Origin of the sequence: Gordonia rubripertincta, from assembly GCF_038024875.1 — a bacterium.
In the GTDB taxonomy this organism is placed as follows: domain Bacteria; phylum Actinomycetota; class Actinomycetes; order Mycobacteriales; family Mycobacteriaceae; genus Gordonia; species Gordonia rubripertincta.
Window position 1 is genome coordinate 2,152,496 of sequence record NZ_CP136136.1, and the last position, 19,968, is coordinate 2,172,463.

The following is a 19,968-nucleotide window of genomic DNA, read 5'->3' on the forward strand; positions in this document are numbered from 1 at the left end:
TATGCCCGAACCGATCAGCAGCACCGCCAGAGAGGGAACCCCGTGACCGACGACCGAGCACTCGCAGGCGAACTGGCCACCGCGGCAGGAGAACTGCTCCTGGACATCCGCAAGACCAGCGGACTGACCGGCAAGGACCTGGGCAACGCCGGCGATGCGCAATCCAACGAGTTCCTGCTGCGACGCCTCGCCGAGGAGCGGCCCGACGACGCGGTTCTGTCGGAGGAATCGGCGGACGACAAGTCCCGACTGGACGCCGAACGCGTCTGGATCGTCGATCCGGTCGACGGCACTCGCGAGTACGGCACCTATGAGCCGGGAGCGGGCCGAAACGACTGGGCCGTGCACGTCGCGCTGTGGTCGGCAACCGACGGCCTGATCGCGGGGGCAGTGGCGCTTCCGGCTCTCGGCGTGACCTATCTCGACGACGAGACGGTCGTCGAACCCACCGAGGGACTGGCGGCGCGCCCACGCACCGGCGTGCCCCGCGTCGTCGTCAGCTCCTCGCGGCCGCCGGCGTTCGCCGAGGAGGTCGCGGCCGCGGTCGGCGGGGAGGTGCTACCGATGGGATCGGCGGGAGCGAAGGCGATGGCGGTGGTCCGCGGCGAAGCCGATGCGTATGTGCACGCAGGCGGCCAGTACGAGTGGGATTCTGCGGCACCGGTGGCGGTCGCCCTCGCGAAGGGGCTCTGGTGCGGCCGCATCGACGGCTCGCCCCTGGTCTACAACAACGACGACACCTATCTACCCGACCTGGTGATCTGCCGGCCGGAGTACACCGAGGCGATCCTCACCGTCACGACCGAGGGTGCGGGCGGCTGACGCATCGCCGCGAGGCTCAGTGCGTCAGCACGATCTTGATCACGACGATCACGGTGGCCACCACGGTCACCGCGGCAGCCCCGATCAGCGTTGCGCGACTGGGCCTTTCGTTGTTCAGTCGATCGATGACGAAAACCGTTCCGCCGATTCGCAACAGGATCACGATCTCGGCGGCGATCTGAGCGGTGCGCGGATCGATCCAGCCCATCCACGCCGCCGCCAGGATGAGGCAGGGGACCGAAGCGGAGGAGAGGATCGGCACCGAGTCCCGCAGGTTGCGGAGGACCATCGTCTTCGTCGGATGGACCGGGCCCTCGTGCACGCGTCGTCCCACGGCCTCGGCGAAGACATGCGCGACGAAGGTCGACGCCGCCGTGCCGAGCACGATCAGGACGCCGACGAAGTCATCGGTGAGGTGTAGCGGGATCAGCGCCGCGAGAATCAGGATGTTGCCGTAGATGTAGGCGCTGATGCGTGGTGCGGCGTGTTCACGGTCCAGCGGATTGCTGCGCGAGAACAACGGTCCGTGCAGCACTGTCCACGGGCGGGCGTTCATGGATACCGAAAGTATCAGCGTGTGGGCACGAGTTCGCCGACAACGTCGACGACCTTGTCATCGAGGCGGTTGAGGCAGACCGTCGCCGCGACGGTCGCGACCTGATCGGCTTTCGACTTCACCCCGAGTGCGGCGACCGTGGCGGCCCGGGCCTCGTCCTCGAGCGCCCGGAATTCACGGCAGCTGAGGGTCGTGGCGTCCCCGGCACCCGCGGAACCGCCCGCCGTCCGCGGTGCGCGGGCCGAGGTCCCGGCGGCCGTGCTCTCGTCGACGCTCGGCGCCGCCGAGGTCGACGGCGTGACCGGGGTCGGGGCGGCGCTCTGCTCGGCTGAGGTTTGTTCCGACACGGTCGTCGACGGTGCGGGTTCGGCGTCGCCGGATGAGCAACCGGCCAGCGAGACGGACAGGGCGACTGCGCCGGCGAGCAGAGCGGATCGGATGACGCGGGGGTTGGACACGAGCATGGGGAACCTCTCTCGGAGAAACGTGCGGTGAGCGGACTGCTAGCGCCTGAGCCCGGACAGCACCCCGGAGATGGCCGCCCGGATGTCGTCGAGTTCGATACGCATCAGGTCGTCGGCGGACAGGGAGGCGAGGTCACCGGCGGAGCTGAGCCGGAATTCGCGTTCCTCTTCGGCCGCCTCGACGATGTTGCGGATGAAGCGACCGTTGCCGGCCAGGTCGGTGGCCCGACGGGTGCCCCCGTCGTGTTCGCGGACGTCGCGGTAGAGCGGCGCGCACGCCAGCTCCAGCTCGGCGACCGCCTCCGGGGTGAGGACCGAATCGCGTTTGCGGGCGATGAACTCGCCGATCTGCGAGAGCTCCCGCGGAGTGTACGAGTCGAAGCGGACGCGGCGGGCGAACCGTGACGCGAGGCCGTCGTTGGCGGCGAGGAAGCGGTCGATCTCCGAGTCGTAGCCCGCGATGATCACGACCAGGCGATCGCGGTCGTCCTCCATCCGCGCCAGGAGGGTGTCGACGGCCTCGCGACCGAACGCGTCGCCGCCGGACAGTCCCTTCTGGATGAGGGTGTATGCCTCGTCGATGAACAGCACGCCGTCCATGGCCGAGTCGATGAGGGCCGAGGTCTTGATCGCGGTGGAACCGAGATGCTCGCCGACCAGATCGCGCCGGGTCGCCTCCACGACCTTGTCGGACTTGATGAAGCCGAGCCCGCAATAGATCTTGGCGACGATCCGGGCGACGGTCGTCTTGCCGGTACCCGGCGGACCGGTGAAGGCCAGGTGCAGGCTGCGTGCCGATGTCGACAGCCCGCGATCGGCGCGGACCCGGGCGAGGGTGGCGGCCGACTGCAGTTTCGCGACCTGCTGCTTGACCGACTCGAGTCCGATCTGTTCGTCGAGTTCGCGCTGGGCGTCGGTCACCAGCTCGTTCCCGGCGACGCCGTTCGAGCCGTCCTGCGAAACCAGGGTCCCGGTCCGGTCCGGCACCGACGCGGGGTCCCAGCGGTCGGTGCGGGCGGCGATCTGCTCGGGTGTCGTGGTGACGAGGCGGATGGACGGGGACTGCAGGGCCTGCGCGGCGGCGGTGAATGCCGGGTTCCGGGCGTAGACCTGCTCGAGTACGGCCTTCGCCTTCTCCTCGTGGCCCTGTTCGCGGAGAGCCAGGCCGTACGCGTACATCGCGCTGATCGAACAGCCCGCCACCGGGCTGTCGACGGCGTTCTGCAGGCGGCGCATGCCCTCGCCGAGCATGCCCAGGTGCACGCATGCGGTTCCGGCCATCAGGTCGGCCACGGACTGCATGATGGTGTCGCCCCACCGGTCCGAGCGGGTGAGGGAGGTCAGGACGTCGGGCCACCGCTGGGTCTTGAAATGGAGGTGAGCGCGAACGAACTCCACGATCGGTAGCCGGTGGGCCGGCGGCACCGCATCGAGCGCCTCTTCTGCACCGGTGTAGTCGGCACCGCGGATCAGGCTGGACGCGTAGGCGGCGGTCGCGTCGACGGCGTTGATCGCCGGGTACTCGATGTGCAGGCCGGTATCCCAGCGACCGACGATGGTGCCCGGGGGAAGGCCGAGGCGCCGCTGTTCGGCGCCGATCGTGACGCGTGCGCGGTACAGACCCAGGAGCACCTCGTCGCTCTTGTCCCCACAGGCGAGCCGCCCGATCCAGGCGTCGCCGAGCGAGGGATCCCACTCGGTCGCACGGATGAACGCCTTCGCTGCCTGAGCGGGATTGTCGATGGGCTCCTGACCGTCGACCGGGATGTTCAAGGACAGGACACCGAGCTCGAAGAGTGCCCTCCCCTTGCGGACATCGGCCATCTCGTCCCCCTGTGTCAACGTCGTCCCCCGCGCGGCGTCGGCGTGCCAGCACCCCCGCGCATTGCGCGGCTCGAGTGAACACACTATCCCGAGACAGGCCCGGTCCCCGGAACAGATCTCCCAGGGAAGCCCCGTCGAATGCCTGATGGTCCGCCCCGTCGCCTCCAACCGCCCGGGCCCGCCTAGACTTGTCACCGTGAGTGCCCAGGTGGATACCGTCTCAGCTGCTTCCTCGACCCCGGATCATCCGCAACCGTTCCGCGAGCTCGGTCTCAAGGACGACGAGTACGCGCGGATCCGCGAGATCCTGGGCCGCCGGCCGACCGACGCCGAGCTGGCCATGTACTCGGTCATGTGGTCCGAGCACTGCAGCTACAAGTCGTCGAAGGTCCACCTCCGATACTTCGGGGAAACCACCACCGAGGAGATGCGGGCCAACATGCTCGCCGGTATCGGCGAGAACGCCGGCGTCGTCGACGTGGGCGACGGATGGGCGGTGACCTTCAAGGTCGAGTCGCACAACCACCCCAGCTACGTCGAGCCCTACCAGGGTGCGGCCACCGGTGTCGGCGGCATCGTCCGCGACATCATGGCGATGGGCGCACGTCCGATCGCGGTCATGGACCAGCTGCGCTTCGGTCCGGCCGACGCCCCCGACACCCGACGCGTCGTCGATGGTGTGGTGCGCGGCGTGGGAGGTTACGGAAACTCCCTCGGCCTGCCCAACATCGGCGGCGAGACCGTCTTCGACGCCAGCTACGCGGGCAACCCGCTGGTCAACGCCCTCTGCGCGGGCGTCTTGCGAACCGAGGACCTACATCTGGCGTTCGCCTCGGGCACGGGCAACAAGATCATCCTGTTCGGTGCGCGCACCGGTCTCGACGGCATCGGCGGCGTGTCCGTGCTGGCGTCGGAGACCTTCGACGACGACGAGAGTGCAGGCCCGAACCGCAAGAAGCTCCCCAGTGTCCAGGTCGGCGACCCGTTCACCGAGAAGGTGCTCATCGAGTGCTGCCTGGAGCTCTACCACGCGGGACTCGTGGTGGGTATCCAGGATCTCGGCGGTGCCGGATTGTCCTGCGCCACCAGTGAACTCGCGGCCGCCGGTGACGGTGGCATGCACATCGACCTGGAGAAGGTGCCGATGCGCGCCGAGGGCATGACCCCGGCCGAGGTGCTCTCCAGCGAGTCGCAGGAACGCATGTGCGCGGTCGTCGCCCCGGAGAACGTCGACGCCTTCCTCGAGGTGTGCAAGAAGTGGGACGTGCTGGCCACCGTGATCGGCGAGGTCACCGACGGTGATCATCTGGTCATCACCTGGCACGGTGAGACGGTCGTCGACGTGCCGCCGCGCACCGTCGCGCACGACGGTCCGGTCTACGAGCGCCCGGTGGCGCGTCCGGACTGGCAGGACACCGTGGTCGCCTCGACCACCGAGCCGCTGAAGCGCCCGAGCACACCGGATCAGCTGCGCGAGACCTTGCTGCAGATGTTGGCCAGTCCCGCGCTGTGCAGCCGTAGGTTCATCACCGATCAGTACGACCGCTACGTGCGTGGCAACACCGTCCTGGCCGAGCACGCCGACTCCGGCATGATCCGGATCGACGAGAAGACCGGCCGCGGAATCGCGCTGGCGACCGACGCGTCGGGCCGCTACACCTTCCTCGACCCGTACCGCGGTGCCCAGCTGGCGCTGGCCGAGGCCTACCGCAACGTCGCCGTCTCGGGTGCGACGCCCAAGGCGGTCACCAACTGCCTCAACTTCGGCTCGCCCGAGGATCCGGCGGTCATGTGGCAGTTCCAGCAGGCGGTCCGCGGACTCGCCGACGGCTGTGCGCAGCTGGGTATCCCGGTCACCGGCGGCAACGTGAGCTTCTACAACCAGACCGGTGCGACCGCGATCCTCCCGACGCCCGTCATCGGTGTCCTCGGCGTGATCGACGACGTTCATCGCCGTATCCCCACAGGTCTCGGCACCGAGCCGGGGGAGACGCTGATCCTCCTCGGTGAGACGCGCGACGAGTTCGACGGTTCGATCTGGGCGCAGGTCGCCTACGACCATCTCGGTGGCGTGCCCCCGGAGGTCGACCTCGAGCGTGAGCGGCTGCTGTCCGAGATCCTGACCGCGGCTTCGCGCGACGGATTGATCTCGGCCGCACACGATCTCAGCGAGGGTGGACTCATCCAGACCGTCGTCGAGGCGGCGCTGGCCGGCGAGACGGGTTGCCGCCTGCTGCTGCCCGAGGATGCCGACCCCTTCGTCTGGCTGTTCTCCGAATCCGCCGGACGCGTGCTGGTCGCAGTGCCGCGCACCGAGGAGTCCCGCTTCTCCGCGATGCTCGACGCCCGCGGCATGCCGTGGACGCGCATCGGCGTGGTCGACCAGGGCAGCGACGAGGTCGAGGTCCAGGACTACTTCTCGGTGCCGCTCGCCGAGCTGCGCGAGGTGCACGAGGCGACGCTGCCGCGTCTCTTCGGCGATACCGCGTAGCGAGCCGAATCGTTGTAGCGCGCACCGTTCCCTGCTGCGGGAACGGTGCGCGTATATCGTTGAAAGCAATCTGATTCCCCGACCCGACGAGTACGGTCGGGGTCGGATACGCTCCTTGGGTTCTCAGCGAGAGTCGAAAGGGCGCAGATGAGCTATCCCCACGATCCGAACCAGCCGCCGAACTACGGCGCCGCGCCCGGCTACGGACAGCAGCCGTACGGCGCATACGCGCCCGGTCCCGAACCGGACAACAACCTCGTTTGGGCGATCCTGACGACGGTGCTGTGCTGCCTGCCCTTGGGGATCGTGGCGATCGTCAAGTCCACCTCGGTCAGCAAGCTGTGGGCGGTCGGTGATTTCGCCGGTGCTCAGAAGGCGGCCGACGACGCCAAGAAGTGGGCGATGTGGGGCGCGATCATCGGGATCGTCGGCTCGATCCTCATCGTGGTCGTCTATTTCATCTTCGCGGCGTTGATCATCGGTGCAAGCGCCACCACGTCCACGTACTGAACGGTTCGAGCGGGCCGTCCTGGGGCGGGTGTCGGTCCTCTCCAACCATCGGGTCCTCGGCCCGGCGACCGTGGTCGTCGGGGCCGGGATCTGTTGTGCCGCAGTGTTGCTGGGAGATCCCACCACGCCCGGCGGGGTGCTCCCTATGTGTCCCACCAAGTTGATCCTCGGTGTGACCTGTCCGGGCTGCGGGTCGCAGCGTGCGCTCTACTCCCTCCTGCACGGTGATCTGGTCGCATCCCTGCACTACAACGCGGCCTTTGTCCTCGCGATCGGGTTGCTGCTTTTCGCATTCGCCGCCTACTGCCTGCGGCTGTGGACCGGGCGGCGTATTCGCAGCTGGCAGAACATGCGCTATTCCGCCGTCGTTTTGCTCGTCGCCGTGCTCGGCTGGTTCGTGGTCCGGAACATCCCGGTGGAACCGCTCTGGTCCCTACACGTCTGACGAACCGCGGCGTCCGGTGCGCCGGACCCATCGGACCAGCCGTGACCCGACGGCGTCGGCAGCTGCGTCGAGATCGAGAGCGGCAAGCCCCTCCGGGTCGTCGGTGGTGATCTGGTCGATCCGCAACTCCAACAGCCGCCGGATGTCCGGGACCGAACCCGGTCCGACGCGGGTCACCGTGTAACCGTCGACGAGTCGGTCATGGCGGTGGAAGGCGTCGACGAGATCGTACCCACGGCGGTCCGCGGCGAGGATCAGCCGGTTCTCGAGGTAGATCATCTCGGCATCCGGTGACGCGGCGAGGGCCCGCGCGACGAAACCGTCGAAATCCCCGGACCGGATCGCGGCGTCGGCGGCGCCGTGGTGGCAGGGGTCGTAGCCGATGCGGATTCCGGGGGCTGCCGATGTCAGCGTCCTCACCGCGGCGGCGTCCCCGCACGACAGGATGTAGTGGGACGCCAGCGGCTCGACGCTGCGCGCGAAGATGTCCACGGCACGCGGATCGAGAGCGGCGTCGTCCTCCTTGAAGTCGAGCTGCAGGATCGACGACGGTGCGACGTCGACCGTCGAGAACAGCTCGGTGAGGTCCTCGAGCAGCAGAACCGGCTCGTCGAGCGCCCTTCCGTGGTTGTCGCGCAGGGACAGTCCGCGGAGGTAGGCCGCGGGTAGCGCCGAGATCGCCCCGGTGCCGGTGGTGGCGTGATCGACGACGCGGTCGTGCAGGATCGCGAAACCGCGGTCGGCGTGGATGACCAGGTCCACCTCGATGCTCGCGCCCAGCCGCATCCCCTCCATGATGCGAGAAGCGGTGAAGGCCGGGTCGTCGGCGCGACGGCGCCCGCGGTGCCACTTGAGCATGGTCCGGTGCCCGTCGAAGTCGACGTACAGAGGCGGGCGTGCCGGATCGGGCGCTGATGGTGTGCTCGTCTGGGACATCGTCTTCCGAGACTAGTCCCGGTAGGGTCTGGCAGATGGCGGCGTTCTCGATGCCCAGATGGGTCGGCGCGGTGACGATGGCCGAGTCGGCCGGATTCCTCATCCCGGTCGCCGGGTTCGCGATCTCCGCCATCACCGGGCTCCCGGTTGGATGGGCCTGGCTGCTCATGGTCGTGTGTGGGGCCGGCGAGGGCGCGCTGCTCGGTGTCGGTCAGGCGGTCGCTCTCCGCGGGACGTCGTGGCAGGTCCCGTTCGCGCGATGGGTTCCGGCGACCGCGGTCGGCGCGATGATCGCCTGGTCGTTGGGGATGGCGCCGTCGAGTCTCGTCGATCTGGGTGTCGACATCGACCTCGGGAATCCCCTCACCTGGGTCGTGGCCGGCGCGGGGGCCGTGGCGCTGCTGATCAGCATTCCCTCGGCGCAGTACGTCGTTCTTCGGAACCGAATCCCCCACGCATGGCAGTGGATACCGGTGAACGTGGTCGCCTGGACGGTGGGACTGGTCTTCACCTTCCTGCCCGGTCCGTTCATCGACGAGTCCACCCCCGGTGCCACGATGGCGGTCGCCTTCGCACTGGCCGGAATCTGCATGGCCGCGACCGTCGCGGTGGTCACCGGACTCTGGTTGCGGTCGCGACCTGTTCTCGCCGAACCGACCCTGCAGAGTTGAAACGTGTTCTAGTTTGAGGGGCATGACTCTGCGCGTGGTCGAGTGGTCGACCGGAACCGTCGGAAGACATGCGATCGCCGGGATCGACGCCCGTCCCGACCTCGAGCTCGTCGGGGTCTGGGTGTCGAGTCCGGACAAGGTCGGGAAGGACGCCGGAGAACTGGCGGGTCTCGGTCGTGACCTCGGCGTCGTCGCGACCGACGACCGGGACGCACTGATCGCCCTGAGGCCCGACTGCATCGTCCACACCGCGATGACCGACGACCGCGTCATGGAGTCGATCGAGGACCTGATCGTCTTCGTGGAGAACGGGATCAACGTGGTGTCGAGCGGACCGGTGGTGCTGCAGTTCCCGCAGGGAATCCTGCCCGATTCGCTACTGGAGCGGATCGCCGCGGCGGGACGCACCGGCGGGGCGAGTCTGCACGTCAACGGTATCGATCCTGGCTTCGCCAATGACGTTCTGCCGCTGTCGCTGACGAGTCTGTCGCAGCGGATCGACGAGGTTCGGTGCCAGGAGATCGCCGACTACTCGACCTATTACCAGCCGGTCGTCATGCGGGACCTGTTCGGCTTCGGGCAACCCATGGACACCACGCCGTTGTTGCTGTCGCCCGGCATCCTGTCGATGGGCTGGGGCAGCGTGGTGCGACAGATCGCTGCCGGCCTCGGCCTCTCCCTCGACGAGCCACTCGTCGAACGGGTCGAGCGGGTCGAGGCGGACCGCGACTACTCGACGGTGTCGGTGGAGATCCCGAAGGGGACCATGGCGGCGCTGCGGTTCGAGGTCGCCGGCCAGGTCGACGGTGTGGATCGTGTTGTGCTGGAACACTACACACGCACGCATGCCGATCAATGCCCGGATTGGCCGACGCCGCATGAGGGCGACGGCTGCTATCGGATAGCGATCTCCGGCGAACCGGAGATGACCGTCGAGTTCGGCCATCACGGGGAGAACGGCGACCACAACGTCTCCGGGATGATCGTCACGGCCATGCGGCTGGTCAATTCGGTTGCCGCGGTGGTCGATGCAAAGCCCGGCTTGGTGACCGCCCTGGATCTGCCGCTCATCACCGGTCGTGGTCTGGTCGCGCGAGGGTAGTGCTCACACCTCCCATGTGTGGACGGGTTCGCCCTCGTGCATGAGCGTCACGTAGTCGGCGAGCATGCCGGTCAGCGCCGCCGACCGGCTTTCGCCGGCCTTCTCCCGGGCGGCGACGGCCTCACGCTGCCACACCGAACCGGTCCGGCGGGTCACGCAACGTCCTTCGATCACCGACAGGTACCGCTTTCGGGCCTTGTCCGAGACCCCATATGCGCGAAGACCTTTCTCGGCGAGGGTCAGCAGGCGGCGGAGCACGAGTTCGTCCGGACGTACCCAGCCGACGTCGGGCCAGTAGAGCTGGGACTCCATGCCGAAATGTGCACCGGACTGCAGGTTCTCGGCGGCGGCGTTGAACGACATCTGCGACCACAGCGGCCGGTCGGCCTCGACGAGCCCGCGGACGACCCCGTAGTAGAACGCGGCGTTGGCCATCGTGTCGACGACAGTGGGGCCGGCGGGCAGCACGCGATTCTCGACGCGGAGGTGTGCCTGCCCCTCGTGGATGTCGTAGACCGGCCGGTTCCAGCGGTAGACCGTCCCGTTGTGCAACCGCAGTTCGTCGAGGGTCGGGATACGCCCGGCATCGAGTTCGGCGAGAGGATCGACGTCGGTCGAGACAGGGAGGAGAGCGGGGAAGTAGCGGGTGTTCTCTTCGAACAGGTCGAAGATGGTGTTGATCCAGCGTTCGCCGAACCAGACGCGCGGCCGGACGCCCTGGTTCTTCAGCTCCAGCGGCCGGGTGTCGGTGGCCTGCTCGAACACCGGGATACGGCTCTCGTGCCACAGCGCGGTCTCGGCGAGGAACGGGGAGTTGCCGGCCAGCGCCACCTGTATCCCGGCGATGGCCTGGGCGGCATTCCAATGCGCGGCAAAGTCTTCCGGGGCCACCCGCAGGTGCAGCTGCAGTGAGGTGCAGGCGGCCTCGGGGAGGATCGAATCGGTGGAGGTGTGGAGGCGTTCGGTGTGGTGTCCGTCGGCCAGCGGCACACCGCTGATGTCGATCTCGAGATCCTCGCCGCGGGCGTTGAAGATCTGCTCGTTCAGCAGGTCGTAGCGAGGGTTCGCCGAGATCCATTGGTGGGCAAAGTGTTCGGCCTTCAGGGTCGGGAGCATCCCGATCATGACCAGGTGGTTGTCCGTGCGGGCGGCGCGTTCCTCCGCGCGGTTCAACGACGTCCGCAACGCCTGTTCGAGCGAGATGGTGTCGTCGGTGGTGAACGGGCGGGGCGAGACGTTGATCTCGATGTTGAACTGCCCGAGTTCGGTCTGATAGTCGGGATCGGCGATCGCCTCGAGGACGGTGGCGTTGGCCATCGCCGGACGCATCTGCTCGTCGACGAGGTTGAGCTCCACCTCCATCCCGAGGAGGGGTTCGGGTGGACGCCCCTGATCGGTGAACAGCCCGTCGGCGAGCATCCGCGCGATCGCGTCGGTGCCACGGCTGACCTGCCGTCTGAACCTCACGCGATCCTCGCCGGTGAACTCCTGTTTGGTCACTTCCGCGCCCATGCGTCACATAGTGCCCCAATTCGGGCGACGCGAACCGTCGTTGCAAGATGACTGACGTGCCCCCGCGTAAGAGACCCGACCCGGCCGACGTCCGCGCCGCCGTCCTCGCGGTCGCGGACTGGCTCGTCGACGAGTCGACCGCCGCGCCGTCGCGGCCCGTTCTCGCCGCCGCCGTCCGCCTCACCGCTCGCACGCTCGAACACCTCGCCCCCGGGAATTCGGTCGAGGTCCGTGTCCCGCCGTTCGTCGCGGTGCAGTGCATCGAGGGTCCGCGCCACACGCGGGGGACGCCGCCCAACGTCGTCGAGACCTCGCCTCGGACGTGGCTGCTGATGGTGACCGGTCTGCAGACCTACGACGCCGCGCTCGGCGCCGGTGAACTCGACGCATCGGGCCACCGCGCGGACCTGGTGGCCGAGCTGTTGCCACTGGTTCCGCTGGGTCCGGGCGCGTCGAGAAGAGACTGACCCGTCAAGTGTGATCCGTCACTCCTGGCTCCTACGTGGAATTACGGCGCTCCGGCCACCGCTGCAAGATTCGCTCTGGGAGGCGACGGCCACGTAAACTCCAGAATTGTCTCCCAGCACATTGACGTGATAACCGATTCGCAGCCCAGGGGAGCTAGTCGATGACTGATCGCTCGATCGCCAACGTGAACCTGCTCGCTCCCACGCCGGCGGGCGGATGCTCCGCAGCCGGTGGGTGCGCGCCCGAACCCGCTCCGCTGGACCAGCCCGAGAACGAACCGCGCGAGGAGTGCGGCGTATTCGGTGTCTGGGCGCCCGGCGAGGACGTCGCCAAACTCACGTACTACGGCCTCTACGCGCTGCAGCATCGCGGACAGGAGGCGGCGGGCATCGCCGTCGGCGACGGCAGTCAGGTTGTCGTCTTCAAGGACCTGGGCCTCGTCAGCCAGGTGTTCGACGAGCAGACGTTGGGTGCGATGAGCGGCCACGTCGCCATCGGACACTGTCGCTACTCCACCACCGGTTCGACCACCTGGGAGAACTCGCAGCCCATCTTCCGCACCACCGACGCCGGCACCGGCGTCGCGCTCGGACACAACGGCAACCTCGTCAACACCGCCGACCTCGCCGCCCGCGCTCGCGAGGCGGGCATCAAGAGCTCGGCGGCGACATCGGACTCGGATGTCGTCGGCGCGCTCCTGGCGCACGGCGCCGCGGACAGCTCGATCGAGCAGGCGGCCATGGAGCTGCTGCCGACCCTCAAGGGTGCCTTCTGCCTGACCTTCATGGACGAGCACACCCTCTATGCGGCTCGTGACCCGCACGGTGTGCGTCCGCTGTCACTCGGACGCCTCGACCGCGGCTGGGTCGTCGCCTCGGAGACCGCTGCCCTCGACATCGTGGGCGCGTCCTTCGTCCGCGACATCGAACCCGGTGAGCTGCTGGCCATCGACGCCGACGGCGTGCGCACCAAGCGCTTCGCCGAGCCGACCCCGAAGGGCTGCGTCTTCGAGTACGTGTACCTGGCCCGCCCGGACTCCAACATCCACGGCCGGTCGGTGCACTCGACCCGCGTGGAGATCGGCCGCCGCCTGGCCAAGGAGCACCCCGCCGAGGGCGACCTGGTGATCCCGGTGCCGGAGTCGGGTGTGCCCGCGGCCGTCGGCTTCGCCCAGGGCTCGGGGATCCCGTACGGGCAGGGCCTGATGAAGAACGCCTACGTGGGCCGCACCTTCATCCAGCCGTCGCAGACGATCCGTCAGCTCGGCATCCGACTCAAGCTGAACCCGCTTCGCGAGGTCATCCGCGGCAAACGTCTCGTCGTCGTCGACGACTCGATCGTGCGCGGCAACACCCAGCGCGCCCTCATCCGCATGCTGCGCGAGGCCGGCGCCGCCGAGGTACACGTGCGGATCGCCTCCAGCCCCGTCCGCTGGCCCTGCTTCTACGGCATCGACTTCGCCTCCCCGGCGGAACTCATCGCCAACGGCATGGAGTCCGAGGAGGGCATGGTCGAGGGCGTGCGCCAGGCCATCGGCGCCGACTCGCTCGGTTACATCAGCATCGACGAGATGATCGGTGCCACCGAGCAGTCCGCATCGAACCTGTGCGCGGCGTGCTTCGACGGCAAGTACCCGATCGAACTGCCCGAGGAGACCTCCATGGGCAAGGCGGTTCTGGAACAGATGCTGGCCTCCGCTGCCCACGACGGAGCCGTCGACCCGCTGACCAAGCCCAACGACAACGTCAGCGCAGTGATGCGTCCCTGAATCAGGGCGCAGGGCACTCCGGTACCGTGTGATCGTCGGCGAACACGCCGAGAACAACTTTTGACAAGGGGTGCTTGCGGAGATGACGGAGCGGGATGCGGCGGCCGACGAGACGACGGGCGCTACGCCGCCGGCCTCGTACGCGGCGGCCGGGGTCGACATCGACGCCGGTGAACGAGCCGTAGAGCTGATCACCCCGCACGCGAAACGTGCCTCGCGTCCTGAGGTCCTCGGTGGTCTCGGCGGCTTCTCCGGCCTCTTCGCGTTGAAGGGCAACTACCGCGAGCCGGTCCTCGCCGCCGCCAGCGACGGCGTCGGTACCAAGCTCGCCGTCGCCCAGGCCATCGACAAGCACGACACCGTCGGACGCGACCTCGTCGCCATGTGCGTCGACGATCTCGTCGTCTGCGGCGCCGAGCCGCTCTTCCTGCAGGACTACATCGCCGTCGGCAAGGTCGTCCCCGAGACCGTCGCACAGATCGTCGCCGGTATCGCCGACGGCTGCGTCGAGGCCGGTTGTGCACTGCTCGGCGGCGAGACCGCCGAACACCCCGGACTCATGCAGGACAACCACTACGACCTGTCCGCGACCGCCGTCGGCGTCGTGGAGGCCGACAAGGTCCTCGCCCCCGACCGTGTCCGTGCCGGTGACGTCGTCATCGCCATGGGTTCGTCGGGCCTGCACTCCAACGGTTACTCGCTGGCCCGCAAGGTGCTGCTCGAGTGGGGCCACATGGATCTCTTCGGCCACGTCGAGGAGTTCGGTCGTTCCCTCGGCGAGGAACTGCTCGAGCCGACCCGCATCTACGCCCGTGACTGCCTGGCATTGATTGCCGAGGCAGACGTGCGGACCTTCGCGCACATCACCGGTGGCGGCCTGGCCGAGAACCTGGCCCGCGTCATCCCGCAGGGCCTCGTGGCCGAGCTGGAACGCAACACCTGGACCCCGGCGCCGATCTTCGCGCTCATCGGGCAGCGTGGACGCGTCGAGCAGCTCGAGATGGAGCGCACCTTCAACATGGGGGTCGGCATGGTCGCGGTTGTCGCGCCTGAGGACACGGACCGGGCACAGGCGGTCCTGACCGCCCGGCACGTCGACAACTGGGTCCTCGGCACCATCAAGCGTTCCAACGACCCCAAGAGCACCGAAGTCGGCTCGCGCGTCTCCCTCGTGGGCGAGCACCCGCGCTTCTGAGAGTCACGGGCGCACACCGCCTCTCACACCTACGAGAAAGCGGCGGGGACCTTCGGGTTCCCGCCGCTTTTTCGCATTCTTTCGTCGTCAGAGGATCATCACCACTCCGTTGGACAGCACAGATCAGCGATGCTCGTCGCCGGTTGTCACCGCGGCGAGCACCGCTGGAAGTCGAGAAACGACCACGCACACATCAGACGGCCGCAGTCACCTGCGGCCGTCTGATACGTACGAAAACATCAACCCGCGTTACCGCGGGTCCGCTGAGCGGAGAGGTCGTGGTGGGGTGAGATCGGGTGTCGCCGATGAGGCCGGCACCCACGAGTGGCGCGCCTCAGGCGCGTCGCCACTCGTCCTCGTCCAACCACTCATCCACCGGATCCGGACGATCTACCGAGCTGGTCTGCCCGGACAGCTCACGCTGCAGGCTTTCGAGATCGGTGTTCGGAGTGGAGTACTTCAGCTGACGAGCAACCTTCGTCTGCTTTGCCTTTGCCCGGCCGCGGCCCATACGGGACCCCCTCGCAAAATGACGGGGCGGCCAACGATTTGGCGGCCCCGTTCTCTTGAAGTAATTCTGTCGTGCTGCCCAGTCTAGCGCGCCTTCAGGACTTGTGTGCCGCGCCCTGCCTCGCCGCGCCGCCCGATCTCTCCACCTTGCCCAGAATTCGCTGCGCCTCGCGTCGGACCTTGACCGGCAGATCGTCGGCGGCGAGCAGCGTGGCGATCGACTCGGGGTCGGCGTCGACGAGCAGCTGCCGGACCCGCACGCCGTGGTCCGGGCGGTGGATCACCGTCACCGAGTCGCCCGCCGCCACCGTGCCGGGCTGAAGAACGCGCAGGTAGGCGCCAAAATCGGCCTGGTCCATGAACCTCTTCACCCACCTGGGCTCATCCGCCCACACCGCGAAGGTCCGGCACGGTACGCGAGGGATGGTGGTCTCGAGGAGGAGTCCGTCGTCACCGACCTGCCAGCGCTCCCCCACGAAGGAGTCGGTGACGTCGATCCCGTCGATGCGGAGGTTCTCGCCGAACCAGCCGTAAGGAAGCTCACGTCCGAGTTCCTCGGACCAGCGTCGTGCGTCGGGCTCGGCGTAGGCGTACACCGCCTGATCGACGCCACCGTGGTGCCGACGGTTGCGCTGGTGGTCGGCGGCCAGGCCCAGCTCGTGCACCTCGGCGCGACCGGCCAGCGGACGCTTGTCGATCGCGGAGGGCCCGATCTTGTCGAGGACGACGTCACGGCCGGCCGCGCAGACGGCCAGCACGGTCCCGGTGTCCACGTGTCAGGCGCCCGGGGTGGCCGAGCCGCTGCGCAACCGTTCGATGGCGGCGCGCCCGGCCTGGACGTGATCGTCCTCGCGGATGGAGTCCGGGTCGATGCGTGCACTCACCGGTTCCTCGGTCCCGATCGTCAGTTCGACGTCCGCACCGATGTTGCGCTTGACGAGCGCAAGAGCGATGGGACCCCACTCGTAGTGGTCGATGACGGTGCCGAGACGGCCGACGGTGCGGCCGCCCGCGGTGACCGGATCGCCGGTCGTCGGCCGCTGATCCGAGCTCCCGTCGAGATGCAGCAGCACCAGGCGTCGCGGCGACTTGCCGAGGTTGTGGACCCGGGCGACCGTCTCCTGGCCGCGGTAGCAGCCCTTGTCGAGATGGACGGCGCCCTGCTCGGCCGGTCCACCGATCCAGTCGACCTCGTGCGGGATCGTCCGTTCGTCGGTGTCGGCGCCGAGGCGGGGACGGCGGGCCGCGACGCGTAGCGCGTCGTACGCCCAGCTGCCGGCCATCCGGGCGCCGGCCTCGACGAGCGCGTCCCACCAGCGAAGCAGGACGAACTCGGGGAGGACGAGGTCGACTACCGGCAGGTCCCGGTTCTCGCCGAGTGGCGGCATCCGTCGCCAGAACCCCAGCGGCTCGTCCTCATGGTGCGTCTCCGGCAGGTTGCCCGCCTGGTAGACGTCCGCGTCGGCGGGGATCTCGAGCAGCTCGGCGACCGGTCCGGTCACCGCGCCGGGGCCGACGAGGGTGAGGACCTTCATGTTGGTCCGCGGGGCCGGCTGCGCCTTGGCCCAGAACACCATCTTGGAGAGGAACCCGGCGAGGGCATCACCGCGCGCGCCCTCGGTGTCGACCCAGGTGATGCCGTCGATGTCGGTCAAAACGAAGTGCTCCTCGACGCGGCCGTTGGCGTCGAGAGACAGGTTCTCTGCGCTCCGGCGGTCGGGGAGTGCGGCGATGTGCTGGCTCGAGATGGTGTGCAGCCAGCTCAGGCGCTCCTCGCCGGGGATCTCGATGACGGCGCGGTCCGAGCGGTCGACGACGATGACCCCGGTGGCGGCGGCTCGCTGTTCCCCGAGTGGATCACCGAAGTGCCACGGGGTCTCCGATGAGTGGAACTCGCCGGGGCCGGGGACCGCCCCGCCCTCGGAATGCCTGGTCAGGATGGGTGAACGGCTCACGGGTTGATTCTACGGGTCGGTTGCGCACCAGGGGTGTGGAGCAGGGGCCGGGCGCTCGTGGGAGCCTCTTATCCATGTCGGATTCGATCCTGCTCACCCTCGACGGCACCCCAACACGATGCCGATGCGCCGTTCCTGCACGCCGACGACCTCGCGGCGGTACGCGGCGACGGCGTCTTCGAGACCCTCCTCGTCCGTGCCGGCCGGGCGCGCGGGGTGCGCCTGCACCTCGAACGCCTCGTGCGGAGCGCGACCGCGATGGAGCTGCCGGCGCCGGACCCCGACGAGTGGCGCGCGGCCGTCGAGAATGCGGTCAAGCTGTGGACTGCCGAGCACGGGACGTCGGACGAGGCGTTGCTGCGCCTGGTCTACACCCGTGGGCGCGAACACGGATACGCCCCGACGGCCTACCTGACCGTGGAGCGCGTGCCCGAGCGCGTCGCCTCCGCACGTGCCGACGGCGTCTCGGTGGTCACCCTCGAGCGCGGCTTCTCCGTTGACCTGGCCGCCAAGGCGCCCTGGCAGCTCCTCGGTGCGAAGACGCTGAGCTACGCCACCAACATGGCCGCGCTGCGTCATGCCGCATCCGAGGGCTATGACGACGTCATCTTCGTCAGCAGCGAGGGGGCGGTGCTCGAGGGGCCGCGGTCGACGGTGGTCGCGGTGTACGGGGACACGCTGGTCACCCCGCCGACCGAGATCGGCATCCTCGCCTCGACGACCGCGCAGGCCGTCTTCGATCTCGCCGTTGCGGAGGGCTGGAAGACCAAGGTCGAGATCCTGCGTCCGGAGGACCTCGTGGCGGCCGACTCGGTCTGGCTCGTCAGCAGCGTGACGCTCGCGGCCCGGGTCACCCATCTCAATCGGTACGTCATGCCGGTGCCGGCCGACGCAGACCGGTTTTCCGATTTGGTGGACCGAGCCATCGCCGCGGAAGACAATTGATCCCGGTCACTCACCGATGATCCCGGGCCCGCGTCACACGTGATCGCGGGTGAGAGCGAATGCACCAGCGGCAGTGGCTCGATGGGACTTTTGGCGCTTGAACAGGCGCGGTGACCAGGCGTAACGTCGCGCCCAGGGCCTACTACTAAAGGTAGTAGGCGACGTCGGCACCCGCCGGCTCAGCCGGTGACCTGATTCGAGGCATACATGGACGCTCTGGACGTCTCCAGATGGCAATTCGGTATCACAACCGTCTATCACTTCATCCTGGTGCCGCTGACCATCGGTCTCGCACCGATGATCGCGGTCATGCAGACGGTGTGGCACGTCACCGGCAACGAGCAGTGGCTGCGTGCGACCCGGTTCTTCGGCAAGCTCTTCCTGATCAACTTCGCGCTGGGCGTCGCCACCGGCATCGTGCAGGAGTTCCAGTTCGGGATGAACTGGAGTGAGTACAGCCGCTTCGTCGCGGATGTCTTCGGTGCGCCGCTGGCGCTGGAGGGCCTGGTCGCCTTCTTCCTGGAGTCGACCTTCATCGGACTCTGGATCTTCGGCTGGGACCGGTTGCCGCGGCGCGTCCATCTGGCGTGTATCTGGTTGGCGGCCATCGGTGTCAACGCGTCCGCGTACTTCATCATCGCCGCGAACTCGTGGATGCAGCACCCCGTCGGCGTCGAGTGGGACGAGACGCGCGGGCGCCCGGCGATGAACGACTTCTTCGCCGTCATCACCAACAACACGACGCTCGCGGCCTTCCCGCACGTGATCGCCGGTGCGTTCCTCACCGCGGGCACCTTCGTCGCGGCCATCGGCATCTGGTGGATGGCCCGGAACACGTGGCGTGCCAAGAAATTGCGGGAGGCGCTCGAGACCGGTGACACCAGTGAGGTCCCGGAGAGCACGTCGCCGAGCCACGTCGACGCCACTCCGGAGGATCTGGAGTCCGACGCGCGCGACCTCTGGCGGCCGGTCACCCGGTTCGCGCTGTGGGTCACGCTCGTCTCCGGTGTCGCGCTGTTCATCACCGGTGACATCCAGGCCCAGATCATGTTCAAGCAGCAGCCGATGAAGATGGCGTCGGCGGAATCACTCTGTGAGACCGAGACCGGTCCGGGATTCTCCGTTCTCTCCATCGGACGCCAGAACAACTGCGACAACATCGATCACATCATCGAGATCCCCAAGATGCTGTCGTTCCTGGCCGACCACTCCTTCGATTCGACCCTCCAGGGCGTGGAGGAGTTGCAGGAGCAGTACGCGAAGGCCTTCGCCGACAACCCGGACGTGCCCGCCAACCAGAACTTCGCACCGAACCTCTTCGTCACCTACTGGGGTTTCCGGGCGATGATCACGTGGGCGGTCGGCTCGGTGGTCGTGGCCATCGGTGGCCTCTGGTACACGCGCCGCAAGCGGGTGGTCGAGTCGAGGCGGTTCGGCTTCATCGCGCTGCTGATGATCCCGACCCCGTTCCTCGCCAACAGTTCCGGCTGGATCTTCACCGAGATGGGGCGTCAGCCGTGGGTCGTCGCACCCAACTGGGCGGACGACCTCGACCCGCTGCGCATCAGCATGCTCGTGCAGAACGGCGTCTCCAACCACACCGCGGGGACCGTGCTGGTCACCCTGATCGGGTTCACGCTGCTCTACGGCGCGCTCGGTGTCGTCTGGTTCATGCTGCAACGCCGCTACGTGGTCGAGGGACCGGCGAGCTACGACTCGCGGCCGCCAGGTCACAGTGACGACGAATCCGACTCCGATTCCGATGAGCCCAAACAGCTCTCGTTCGCGTACTAG

General features: G+C 68.0%; 18 protein-coding genes and 1 pseudogene. 11 read left to right on the forward strand and 8 right to left on the reverse strand.

Translation table 11 applies throughout. The features are described 5' to 3' along the window. Nucleotides 1-42 precede the first annotated feature (42 nt). Entirely contained in the window at nt 43-822 is a 780-nt protein-coding gene (locus tag RVF83_RS09790) for a 3'(2'),5'-bisphosphate nucleotidase CysQ (RefSeq protein WP_005194308.1), read from the forward strand. 16 nt (nt 823-838) lie between these two features. Here the strand turns inward: RVF83_RS09790 and RVF83_RS09795 are convergent, their stop codons facing one another. Genes RVF83_RS09795 through eccA form a run of 3 tightly spaced genes read right to left on the reverse strand, consistent with a single transcriptional unit; the run spans nt 839 to nt 3,666 of the window. Next, complete coding sequence (locus tag RVF83_RS09795) at nt 839-1,378, reverse strand: hypothetical protein (RefSeq protein WP_005194307.1); 540 nt, start codon at nt 1,376-1,378, stop codon at nt 839-841. A gap of 14 nt (nt 1,379-1,392) precedes the next feature. Next, the gene (locus tag RVF83_RS09800; protein ID WP_005194306.1) at nt 1,393-1,842 is read right to left on the reverse strand and encodes a hypothetical protein; all 450 of its coding nucleotides are present in this window, start codon (nt 1,840-1,842) and stop codon (nt 1,393-1,395) included. 39 nt (nt 1,843-1,881) lie between these two features. Beyond that, nucleotides 1,882-3,666 carry a type VII secretion AAA-ATPase EccA gene (gene eccA / locus RVF83_RS09805; protein WP_005194305.1) on the reverse strand — a complete coding sequence of 595 codons (1,785 nt, stop codon included), beginning with the start codon at nt 3,664-3,666 and terminating at the stop codon, nt 1,882-1,884. A 145-nt stretch (nt 3,667-3,811) separates the two neighbouring features. Between eccA and purL the strand changes: the two genes are divergently transcribed. From purL to RVF83_RS09820, 3 genes are all read left to right on the forward strand, one after another. Continuing rightward, nucleotides 3,812-6,157 carry a phosphoribosylformylglycinamidine synthase subunit PurL gene (purL, locus tag RVF83_RS09810; protein ID WP_005194304.1) on the forward strand — a complete coding sequence of 782 codons (2,346 nt, stop codon included), beginning with the start codon at nt 3,812-3,814 and terminating at the stop codon, nt 6,155-6,157. A gap of 147 nt (nt 6,158-6,304) precedes the next feature. Beyond that, the gene (locus tag RVF83_RS09815; protein ID WP_005194303.1) at nt 6,305-6,667 is read left to right on the forward strand and encodes a CD225/dispanin family protein; all 363 of its coding nucleotides are present in this window, start codon (nt 6,305-6,307) and stop codon (nt 6,665-6,667) included. Between the two features lie 28 nt (nt 6,668-6,695). After that, a complete protein-coding gene (locus RVF83_RS09820) occupies nt 6,696-7,112 on the forward strand; it encodes a DUF2752 domain-containing protein (protein ID WP_005194302.1) in 417 nt (138 codons plus the stop codon). On the opposite strand, the gene RVF83_RS09825 is transcribed toward RVF83_RS09820, so the two are convergent. Beyond that, nucleotides 7,101-8,048 (reverse strand): glycerophosphodiester phosphodiesterase, encoded by a 948-nt coding sequence (locus RVF83_RS09825; RefSeq protein ID WP_005194301.1) that lies wholly within the window; start codon nt 8,046-8,048, stop codon nt 7,101-7,103. The genes RVF83_RS09820 and RVF83_RS09825 overlap by 12 nt on opposite strands. Before the next feature lie 35 nt (nt 8,049-8,083). On the opposite strand from RVF83_RS09825, the gene RVF83_RS09830 reads away from it, so the two are divergent. Together RVF83_RS09830 and RVF83_RS09835 are read left to right on the forward strand one after the other, a co-directional pair. Further along, nucleotides 8,084-8,719, forward strand: coding sequence for a hypothetical protein (locus RVF83_RS09830; RefSeq protein WP_039879836.1), 636 nt, complete (start codon nt 8,084-8,086; stop codon nt 8,717-8,719). Nucleotides 8,720-8,741: 22 nt separating this feature from the next. Beyond that, nucleotides 8,742-9,821, forward strand: coding sequence for a diacylglycerol kinase (locus RVF83_RS09835; protein WP_005194299.1), 1,080 nt, complete (start codon nt 8,742-8,744; stop codon nt 9,819-9,821). Nucleotides 9,822-9,824: 3 nt separating this feature from the next. On the opposite strand, the gene RVF83_RS09840 is transcribed toward RVF83_RS09835, so the two are convergent. After that, complete coding sequence (locus tag RVF83_RS09840; RefSeq protein ID WP_005194298.1) at nt 9,825-11,333, reverse strand: hypothetical protein; 1,509 nt, start codon at nt 11,331-11,333, stop codon at nt 9,825-9,827. A 47-nt stretch (nt 11,334-11,380) separates the two neighbouring features. On the opposite strand from RVF83_RS09840, the gene RVF83_RS09845 reads away from it, so the two are divergent. The 3 genes from RVF83_RS09845 (at nt 11,381) to purM (ending at nt 14,764) form a co-directional block, all read left to right on the forward strand. Further along, entirely contained in the window at nt 11,381-11,800 is a 420-nt protein-coding gene (locus RVF83_RS09845; protein WP_039879835.1) for a sterol carrier family protein, read from the forward strand. Between the two features lie 161 nt (nt 11,801-11,961). Continuing rightward, a complete protein-coding gene (gene purF / locus RVF83_RS09850; RefSeq protein ID WP_005194296.1) occupies nt 11,962-13,569 on the forward strand; it encodes an amidophosphoribosyltransferase in 1,608 nt (535 codons plus the stop codon). An 82-nt stretch (nt 13,570-13,651) separates the two neighbouring features. Next, nucleotides 13,652-14,764: a phosphoribosylformylglycinamidine cyclo-ligase gene (gene purM, locus RVF83_RS09855; protein WP_005194295.1), complete on the forward strand. Its 1,113-nt coding sequence runs from the start codon at nt 13,652-13,654 to the stop codon at nt 14,762-14,764. A 334-nt stretch (nt 14,765-15,098) separates the two neighbouring features. Here the strand turns inward: purM and RVF83_RS09860 are convergent, their stop codons facing one another. The 3 genes from RVF83_RS09860 to RVF83_RS09870 form a co-directional block, all read right to left on the reverse strand. After that, nucleotides 15,099-15,275, reverse strand: coding sequence for a DUF3073 domain-containing protein (locus tag RVF83_RS09860; protein WP_005194294.1), 177 nt, complete (start codon nt 15,273-15,275; stop codon nt 15,099-15,101). A gap of 94 nt (nt 15,276-15,369) precedes the next feature. Next, nucleotides 15,370-16,047 carry an MOSC domain-containing protein gene (locus RVF83_RS09865; RefSeq protein WP_005194293.1) on the reverse strand — a complete coding sequence of 226 codons (678 nt, stop codon included), beginning with the start codon at nt 16,045-16,047 and terminating at the stop codon, nt 15,370-15,372. A gap of 3 nt (nt 16,048-16,050) precedes the next feature. Further along, complete coding sequence (locus RVF83_RS09870) at nt 16,051-17,229, reverse strand: YgfZ/GcvT domain-containing protein (RefSeq protein WP_005194292.1); 1,179 nt, start codon at nt 17,227-17,229, stop codon at nt 16,051-16,053. A gap of 74 nt (nt 17,230-17,303) precedes the next feature. On the opposite strand from RVF83_RS09870, the pseudogene RVF83_RS09875 reads away from it, so the two are divergent. Further along, nucleotides 17,304-18,174: pseudogene (locus tag RVF83_RS09875) on the forward strand (aminodeoxychorismate lyase). 207 nt (nt 18,175-18,381) lie between these two features. Beyond that, nucleotides 18,382-19,968: a cytochrome ubiquinol oxidase subunit I gene (locus tag RVF83_RS09880; protein WP_005194290.1), complete on the forward strand. Its 1,587-nt coding sequence runs from the start codon at nt 18,382-18,384 to the stop codon at nt 19,966-19,968.

Bases quoted from the DNA above. Each gene is read 5' to 3' on its own strand.
- RVF83_RS09795 (WP_005194307.1), bottom strand. From the start codon at position 1,378: ATGAACGCCCGCCCGTGGACAGTGCTGCACGGACCGTTGTTCTCGCGC.
- RVF83_RS09800 (WP_005194306.1), bottom strand. From the start codon at position 1,842: ATGCTCGTGTCCAACCCCCGCGTCATCCGATCCGCTCTGCTCGCCGGC.
- eccA (WP_005194305.1), bottom strand. From the start codon at position 3,666: ATGGCCGATGTCCGCAAGGGGAGGGCACTCTTCGAGCTCGGTGTCCTG.
- purL (WP_005194304.1), top strand. From the start codon at position 3,812: ATGGTCCGCCCCGTCGCCTCCAACCGCCCGGGCCCGCCTAGACTTGTC.
- RVF83_RS09815 (WP_005194303.1), top strand. From the start codon at position 6,305: ATGAGCTATCCCCACGATCCGAACCAGCCGCCGAACTACGGCGCCGCG.
- RVF83_RS09825 (WP_005194301.1), bottom strand. From the start codon at position 8,048: ATGTCCCAGACGAGCACACCATCAGCGCCCGATCCGGCACGCCCGCCT.
- RVF83_RS09830 (WP_039879836.1), top strand. From the start codon at position 8,084: ATGGCGGCGTTCTCGATGCCCAGATGGGTCGGCGCGGTGACGATGGCC.
- RVF83_RS09835 (WP_005194299.1), top strand. From the start codon at position 8,742: ATGACTCTGCGCGTGGTCGAGTGGTCGACCGGAACCGTCGGAAGACAT.
- RVF83_RS09840 (WP_005194298.1), bottom strand. From the start codon at position 11,333: ATGGGCGCGGAAGTGACCAAACAGGAGTTCACCGGCGAGGATCGCGTG.
- RVF83_RS09845 (WP_039879835.1), top strand. From the start codon at position 11,381: ATGACTGACGTGCCCCCGCGTAAGAGACCCGACCCGGCCGACGTCCGC.
- purF (WP_005194296.1), top strand. From the start codon at position 11,962: ATGACTGATCGCTCGATCGCCAACGTGAACCTGCTCGCTCCCACGCCG.
- purM (WP_005194295.1), top strand. From the start codon at position 13,652: ATGACGGAGCGGGATGCGGCGGCCGACGAGACGACGGGCGCTACGCCG.
- RVF83_RS09860 (WP_005194294.1), bottom strand. From the start codon at position 15,275: ATGGGCCGCGGCCGGGCAAAGGCAAAGCAGACGAAGGTTGCTCGTCAG.
- RVF83_RS09880 (WP_005194290.1), top strand. From the start codon at position 18,382: ATGGACGCTCTGGACGTCTCCAGATGGCAATTCGGTATCACAACCGTC.